This window comes from Pseudoalteromonas sp. MelDa3, from assembly GCF_002863625.1.
Taxonomy (GTDB): Bacteria; Pseudomonadota; Gammaproteobacteria; order Enterobacterales; family Alteromonadaceae; genus Pseudoalteromonas; species Pseudoalteromonas arctica.
Map to the genome: position 1 here is coordinate 1 of NZ_PJBR01000249.1, position 8,192 is coordinate 8,192.

Consider the following 8,192-nt stretch of genomic DNA (forward strand, 5'->3'; position numbering starts at 1 on the left):
TGTTAAGCCATTAAAGTAATGAAATAGCATAAAACTATCTAAATGTTAACTGAATAGCCCCTCTAGCGCTGAATACTTATTCACTTTCGGCCGCCTTTACGTTTACGTAAGCTGGCACGCTGAAGGCTCGTGTTTTTTACAATATGTTAAACTTGACACCAGTGTCATGAAAAAATAGTGGTTAAAATAACGCTAAATGTTAAAAATAATGATAAAAAGAAATCTTGCTATGAAGTGAGAAATATTCAAGAATGTGAATATGTATTCAAAGTGCTATTGACTCTATTTAAGATAGAGGCTAGTTTTGTCCGTCTGTTAGCAAATCGTCGAGCAGTTCATCCACGCTAACAGTGCAGCAAGGGGAGGGGTCTATGTTATACGACTCAAAGTTAGAAAAAGAAAATTGTGGCTTTGGCTTAATAGCCCAAGTTAATGGTCAAGCTAGTCATAGGCTTATTCGTACTGCTATCACGGGGCTTGATCGCATGCAGCACCGTGGTGGTATATCTGCCGATGGTAAAACAGGTGATGGCTGTGGTTTATTATTACAAAAACCAGATAGCTTTTTCCGTGCTATTGCTAGTGAACATAACTGGCACTTAGGCAAAAACTACGCAGTGGGTATGATATTTTTAAATTCAGACCCTGTTTTAGCGCAAGCTGCAAAACAAATACTTAGCGAAGAATTAGAAAAAGAAACGTTAAATATTTTAGGTTGGCGCGTTGTGCCAACCGACCCATCTATGTTGGGTCCTATTGCTGTACAGCAATTACCAGGTTTTGAACAAATTTTTGTTAGCGCGCCAGAAGGTTGGCGTTCTAAAGACTTAGAGCGTCGCTTATATGTAGCACGCCGCCGCGCTGAAAAGCGCATTGTTGATGACGAAGCTTTCTATATCGCAAGTCTATCTGGTTTGGTAACTATCTATAAAGGCTTAATGATGCCTGCAGATTTACCAAATTTTTACCTAGATTTAGCTGATATTCGTATGACGAGTGCGATTTGTGTTTTCCATCAGCGCTTTTCTACTAATACTCAGCCGCGTTGGCCTTTAGCTCAACCTTTCCGCTATTTAGCACACAATGGTGAAATTAATACTATTGAAGGTAACCGCCAGTGGGCACGCGCACGCTCATATAAGTTTGCGTCACCGCTTATTCCTGATTTACAAAGCGCAGCACCGTTTGTAAACGAAACCGGCTCTGATTCATCAAGCCTAGATAATATGCTTGAGCTATTTTTAGCTGGTGGCATGGATTTATTCCGCGCTATGCGTATGCTCGTACCACCTGCATGGCAGAAAAACCGTGCAATGGACGACGATTTACGTGCATTTTACGACTTTAACTCTATGCATATGGAACCATGGGATGGCCCGGCAGGTATTGTTATGTCGGATGGTCGTTTTGCGGCTTGTAACCTTGACCGTAATGGACTTCGTCCAGCGCGTTATGTAATTACACAAGATGGCTTTATTACGCTTGCATCAGAAGTGGGTATTTGGGATTACACTGCCGATGAAGTAGTTGAAAAAGGCCGTGTTGGTCCAGGTGAATTATTAGTTATTGATACTAAGCTTGGCAAAATTTGGCACTCAGATGAAATCGATCAAGATTTAAAGTCTCGCCATCCTTACAAGTCATGGCTTGAGGAGAACGTTAAGCGTTTAGTTCCATTTGAAGAGCTTACTGAACAAGACGCCGGTAATCGCTCATTTGATGACGAAACGCTAGCTAAATATCAAAAAATGTTTGGTTATACCAACGAAGAGCTTGATAGTGTTATTCGTGTAATGGGTGAAAACGGCCAAGAAGCAACCGGCTCAATGGGTGATGACACGCCATTTGCAGTGCTTAGTGAAGGGCATCGTTCGCTTTATGATTACTTCCGCCAAAAATTTGCGCAAGTAACAAATCCACCTATCGATCCACTGCGTGAAAATCATGTAATGTCACTTGCGACATGTATTGGTAGTGAGCAAAACGTATTTAACGAAACAACAGGCCATGCTAAGCGCCTACAGTTTGATACGCCAATTTTAATGTACGCAGACATGCAGCAGCTATTAAATGCTGATGAAGCGCATTACAGCTACTGTAAAATTGATATTACCTACACAGTTGAAGAAGGTTTAGAAAATGCGGTAACGCGTATTTGTGACCAAGCACAAGAAAAAGCAGCCGCTGGTTGTATCATGCTTATTTTAACTGACCGTAACTTTGATGAAGCAAATTTGCCGATTCCAGCAGCTATGGCTGTAGGTGCGGTACAAAAACGATTAGTTGATAACAATCTTCGCTGTGAATCAAACATTATCATTGAAACCGGTAGTGTGCGTGATGCGCATCAGTTTGCTGTGTTATTAGGCTTTGGTGCTACGGCAATTTATCCATACCTTGCGTATGAATCGTTAGTTGCAATGAGCGACAGCAAAATTATTAATAAGTCGTATTGCGAAGTAACTCTTGCTTACCGTAAAGCCATTAACAAGGGCTTATACAAAATCATGTCTAAAATGGGCATAAGTACGGTTGCGTCATATCGCTGCTCAATGTTGTTTGAAGCGGTTGGTTTATCTGACGCTATTGTACAAATGTGCTTTAAAGGTGTGGCAAGTCGCATACAGGGCGCATGCTTTACCGACTTTGATGACGATCAGCAAAGCTTACACAAACTTGCTCTAAGTAAGCGTAAATTATTAAGCCACGGCGGCTTGTTTAAGTACGTACATGGTGGCGAGTATCATGCTTATAATCCAGATGTAATCCAAACCCTGCAAAAAGCAGTTCGTTCTGGTGAATATAGTGATTACAGTGAATATGCAAAACTTGTTAATACGCGTCCTATTGCCACTTTACGTGACATGCTTGCGCTTAAAATTCCAGAGCAAGGCATTAGCATCGATGATGTAGAGCCTGCAGAAAACCTATACAAGCGTTTCGATTCAGCGGCAATGAGTATTGGTGCATTATCGCCAGAAGCGCATGAGGCTCTAGCAATTGCAATGAACCGCTTAGGTGGTTGTTCAAACTCTGGTGAAGGCGGCGAAGATAAGCTGCGTTATGGTACCGAGAAAAACTCGCGTATTAAGCAAGTCGCTTCAGGTCGATTTGGCGTAACGCCGCATTACTTACGCAGTGCTGACGTTATTCAAATTAAAGTAGCGCAAGGTGCAAAACCAGGCGAAGGCGGTCAATTACCGGGTGAAAAAGTAACCCCGTATATTGCTAAGCTTCGTTATTCTGTTCCCGGTGTTACATTAATTTCGCCACCACCACATCACGATATTTACTCAATTGAAGATTTAGCACAGCTAATTTTCGATTTGAAACAAGTAAACCCTAAAGCACTTATTTCTGTAAAACTGGTTTCAGAACCAGGCGTAGGAACCATTGCAACGGGTGTTGCTAAAGCGTATGCCGATTTAATTACTATTTCTGGCTACGACGGCGGTACAGGCGCAAGCCCACTTACTTCAGTTAAATATGCAGGTAGCCCATGGGAACTAGGACTTGCAGAAACGCAGCAAGCCCTTGTTGAAAATGGACTGCGTCATCGCATTCGTTTGCAAACAGATGGTGGCTTAAAAACGGGTTTAGATATAATTAAAGCGGCAATTTTAGGTGCAGAAAGTTTTGGCTTTGGTACCGGCCCAATGGTTGCGCTTGGTTGTAAATACTTACGAATTTGCCATTTAAATAACTGTGCGACCGGTGTTGCAACACAAGACGAAACACTTCGTCAAAAGCATTACCACGGCTTACCAGAAATGGCGATGAACTACTTTAAGTTTATAGCGCAAGAAGCACGTGAAATCATGGCAAGCTTAGGTGTTGTAAACTTAACTGATTTAATCGGTCGTTTAGATTTGCTTGAAGCAATTGAAGGCAAAACAGCAAAACAGAAGAAAATTGATTTATCTTCCGTAATTGCTCAGCCTAATAACCCAACAGGTGAAACACTTTATTGTAGTGCGCCTAATAGCTCACATTATTTAGGAAAACTTAATGAGAGCCTACTTGCTAAGGCGCAAGAAGCAATTGATGCTTCAAGCGGTATCTCACTAGTAAGTCGTATTTGTAATACGGACAGATCGGTAGGTGCAATGCTTTCTGGCTATATTGCTGATAAATATGGCAACCAAGGTATGGCGGCAGATCCTGTAGCAATTGAGCTACACGGTACTGCGGGTCAATCATTTGGTGTGTGGAATGCCGGTGGCCTTGAAATGACACTGGTTGGCGATGCAAACGATTACGTAGGTAAAGGCATGGCGGGCGGTAAGCTAGTTATTCGTCCACCACTTGGCTCGTCGTTCGAAAGTCACAAAGCCACAATTGCAGGCAACACATGTTTATACGGTGCAACAGGCGGCAAACTGTTTGCTGCAGGTTGTGCAGGCGAGCGCTTTGCAGTTCGTAACTCAGGTGTGCAAGCGGTTGTTGAAGGTGTAGGTGACAACTGTTGTGAATACATGACGGGCGGCGTTGTATGTGTACTGGGCAATGTAGGCGTTAACTTTGGCGCGGGTATGACAGGTGGTTTTGCTTATATTTTAGATGAGCGAAATGATTTTGAAAAACGCATTAATCCAGAGCTTGTCGAAATAGTAACACTAGACGAATTAACGTCGCATCAAGAACATTTACGCGGCTTAATTGCTGAGCATTTAGAGCTTACGGGTTCGTGCAGAGCAGAAAGTATTTTGGCTAACTTTGAATTGTACTTACCGATGTTCAAATTAGTAAAACCAATATCAAGTGACGTAAAAAGTTTACTCGGGCATCGCGCTCGCAGTAGTGCCGAACTACGTGTTCAGGCGCAATAAGGGGGCAGTATGAGCGAAAATGTATATCAATTTATAGACGTGCAGCGTGTAGACCCACGCAAAAAACCAATCTCGTCACGTAAAAAATCTTTCGTAGAAATTTACGAACCCTTTTCAGAGAATCAGGTCAACTCACAAGCTGACCGTTGTTTAGATTGTGGTAACCCATACTGTGAGTGGAAATGTCCAGTACATAACTACATTCCACAATGGCTAAAGTTAATACGCACAGGCCGTATTATAGAGGCAGCTGAGCTTTCTCATCGTACAAATAGCTTACCAGAGGTTTGTGGGCGTGTTTGCCCACAAGACCGCTTGTGTGAAGGCTCGTGTACGCTCGATGAAGAGTTTGGTGCGGTTACAATTGGTAATATTGAAAAATACATTACTGATGAGGCATTTAAAATGGGCTGGAAGCCTGATATGTCTTATGTAACATGGACTGACAAAAAAGTAGCCATTATTGGTGCGGGCCCTGCAGGTTTAGGGTGTGCTGATATTTTAGTGCGAAATGGCGTTAAACCAGTAGTGTTTGATCGTCACCCAGAAATAGGTGGACTACTCACATTTGGTATTCCTTCTTTTAAACTTGAAAAATCAGTAATGCAAAAGCGCCGTGAAATTTTCACTGAAATGGGCGTAGAATTTAAGTTAAATGTTGAAGTAGGTGTTGATATTACACTTGATCAAATTTTAGCTGATTACGACGCTGTGTTTTTAGGGGTTGGTACGTATCAGAGTATGCGTGCAGGTCTTGAAAATGAAGATGCAGCGGGTGTTCACGATGCATTGCCGTTTTTGATTGGTAACACGAACCGTGTAATGGGCTACGATGAGACAAAACAACCGTGTATTGATATGGCTAATCAAAAAGTAGTTGTACTTGGCGGTGGTGATACAGCGATGGACTGTGTGCGTACGTCTATTCGACAAAATGCTGCAAAAGTAACGTGTGCTTATCGTCGTGATAAAGAAAATATGCCAGGCTCTAAACGTGAAGTTAAAAACGCGAAAGAAGAAGGCGTTATATTTACGTATAACGTTCAGCCTAAAGGCATTGTATTGAACGATAAAGGTAAAGTGACCGGCGTTAAAATGGTTAAAACTAAATTAGGTGAACCTGACGCAAAAGGCAGAAGCCGTGCTGAAGAAGTACCTGGTTCAGAGCATGTTATTGAAGCAGATCAAGTTATTATGGCGTTTGGTTTCCAACCTCACAAAATGGATTGGTTAGAAAAATACGATGTAGAAATAAACAACTGGGGCGGTATTAACGCACCAGAGCAAGGTGAGTTTACACATCAAACTACTAACCCTAAAATATTTGCTGGTGGCGACATTGTACGTGGTTCAGATTTAGTGGTAACTGCTATTTTTGAAGGACGTAACGCTGCAGAAGGTATTATGGATTACTTAAAAGTTTAATTTTTCGTGTTAAAATAACGATATTTAAAGCAAGCCAAGAGGCTAATGCCGATCATTTAAGAATTAGTTAATAGCACTTGAACGATCTTCTAGGTATGTAAGAATCCGAATTCTTTTGTAGAATTCGGATTTTTTTATGCAACTTTCTAATGCTCTCGATATTATTAACAACATCAAACCTAATGACGTTGAAACACTCGCAGACTTACTCCCTTTATCTCTTATCGAAGAAGCCTATGCACTGACCGAAACCGTTACACTACGAAAAAGAAAACTAACTCTAGAATCGATGGCTTGGTTGTTGATCGGGATGGTTATTTATAATGACAAATCGATGGCCGATGTCGTTAATATGCTCGACATTGTTGACCGCGATGGTAAGCCATTTGTTGCGCCAAGTGCTTTAACTCAGCGTCGTAAAAACCTAGGTGAAGCCGCCATGAAAGCCTTATTTGAATGCACCCAAAGGCATTGGAATAATGGCGCTAATCATCCTCATTGGAATGGGCTTACCTTGCTTGGTGTCGATGGTGTTGTTTGGCGTACGGATGACTCACCCCAAAACAATGAAGCCTTTACAAAACCGACCAATACACAATACCCACAGGTCAGAATGGTGTGTCAAATGGAGCTAAGCAGCCACCTAATCACGGGGAGTGCTTTTGATGATTACAAGGTCAATGAAATGGTGCTGGCTGAAAAGCTTATAGAAACCACACCCGATAACAGTCTCACTTTATTCGACAAAGGTTTCTATTCTTTAGGGCTTTTACATAAATGGCAAACGACTGGCAGTGAACGCCACTGGCTAATCCCCCTGAAAAAAAATGTGCAATATGAAGTTATTCAAACATTAGGGCGTAATGATAAATTAGTCCAACTTAGCAGCAACCCAAGAGCAAGAAAGATGTGGCCAACGCTGCCTGACACCTTAATAGCGAGGTTAGTGACTCGAAAAATAAAGGGTAAATCATACAGTGTGATAACATCGATGACAGCTCCGATGCAATATCCGTCAGCCGGTATAGGCGATTTATATAGTCACCGCTGGGAGATAGAGCTTGGTTATCGCGAACAAAAGCAATATATGCTGGGTAATCGATTAACATTAAGAAGTCGCTTACCTGCGCTTGTAAAGCAAGAGCTGTGGGGAGTGTTGCTTACTTATAATATGGTGCGATATCAGATGGTAAAAATGTGCCACACATTAAAAGGTGATTATTTACCATGCCAACTCAGTTTCAATGGTAGTTTAGCTCAAATAATGAGGTTGCTTGTTGGATTACCTTATTCAACACCTGGAGCCATACCACGTCAATTAAAATACTTTTATGCGATGGCAGAAAGCCTCATTCTAGAGCCACGAAGGGGGCGAAGTTTTCCTCGTTCAGTCAACCCAAGACCACAGCGGTACGCTAGAAATAAAAAAGCCGTTCACCTTAAGTGAACGGCATTAAAGCCAAGAGGCTTGCTTTTTTATTTGTTTTATTCGAATGTAATGTCAACGTAATTAGTGACAAACGGGACTATATTAATATTACCTGTTGCATAGCTTTCTTTAGCAACGCCTTCCGTTCTTACCTTCATATAGTAACTACCAGAAGGAACTACCTTGTCATAGTGGGTTGTTCTTGTTTCGAGCCAAATACGATTACTTTGGGCATCTATTAACCAGCCTTGGGGGCTAATCTCGTACATATAAGCTTTACATTTCACTTCACCAACACGAGGATGCAAACATTTATTTATAGCAACTCGAGTTTGCTTTTTTGGATTTTCAGCTGTACTTACTAACATGATCTGACCAAAATCTCTAGATTCTTTTGTTGCTTTATACGCTAAAACTTTTGTTTGCGTCGTTGTATAAGTACTTTGATTTGAGGAACTAATTGACTGGTTGCTAGAGCTAGATACACCATTTACTGCACCGTTAATACC

Annotated in this window: 4 protein-coding genes; 3 read left to right on the forward strand and 1 reads right to left on the reverse strand. The window is 41.6% G+C overall.

The genetic code is table 11. From position 1 onward, the window contains the following. The first annotated feature begins 371 nt into the window (after nucleotides 1–371). From gltB to CXF89_RS20560, 3 genes are all read left to right on the forward strand, one after another. Complete coding sequence (gltB, locus tag CXF89_RS20550) at nucleotides 372–4,829, forward strand: glutamate synthase large subunit (protein WP_007584569.1); 4,458 nt, start codon at nucleotides 372–374, stop codon at nucleotides 4,827–4,829. Nucleotides 4,830–4,838: 9 nt separating this feature from the next. Continuing rightward, nucleotides 4,839–6,254, forward strand: a complete 1,416-nt coding sequence (locus tag CXF89_RS20555; protein WP_007584567.1) for an FAD-dependent oxidoreductase — start codon at nucleotides 4,839–4,841, stop codon at nucleotides 6,252–6,254. 136 nt (nucleotides 6,255–6,390) lie between these two features. Beyond that, the gene (locus tag CXF89_RS20560) at nucleotides 6,391–7,701 is read left to right on the forward strand and encodes an IS4 family transposase (protein ID WP_121955625.1); all 1,311 of its coding nucleotides are present in this window, start codon (nucleotides 6,391–6,393) and stop codon (nucleotides 7,699–7,701) included. Nucleotides 7,702–7,739: 38 nt separating this feature from the next. Here CXF89_RS20560 and CXF89_RS21265 read toward each other — a convergent pair. Next, nucleotides 7,740–8,192: hypothetical protein (locus tag CXF89_RS21265; RefSeq protein WP_121955626.1), on the reverse strand; the 453-nt coding region annotated here is incomplete at its 5' end.

Bases quoted from the DNA above. Each gene is read 5' to 3' on its own strand.
- gltB (WP_007584569.1), top strand. From the start codon at position 372: ATGTTATACGACTCAAAGTTAGAAAAAGAAAATTGTGGCTTTGGCTTA.
- CXF89_RS20560 (WP_121955625.1), top strand. From the start codon at position 6,391: ATGCAACTTTCTAATGCTCTCGATATTATTAACAACATCAAACCTAAT.
- CXF89_RS20555 (WP_007584567.1), top strand. From the start codon at position 4,839: ATGAGCGAAAATGTATATCAATTTATAGACGTGCAGCGTGTAGACCCA.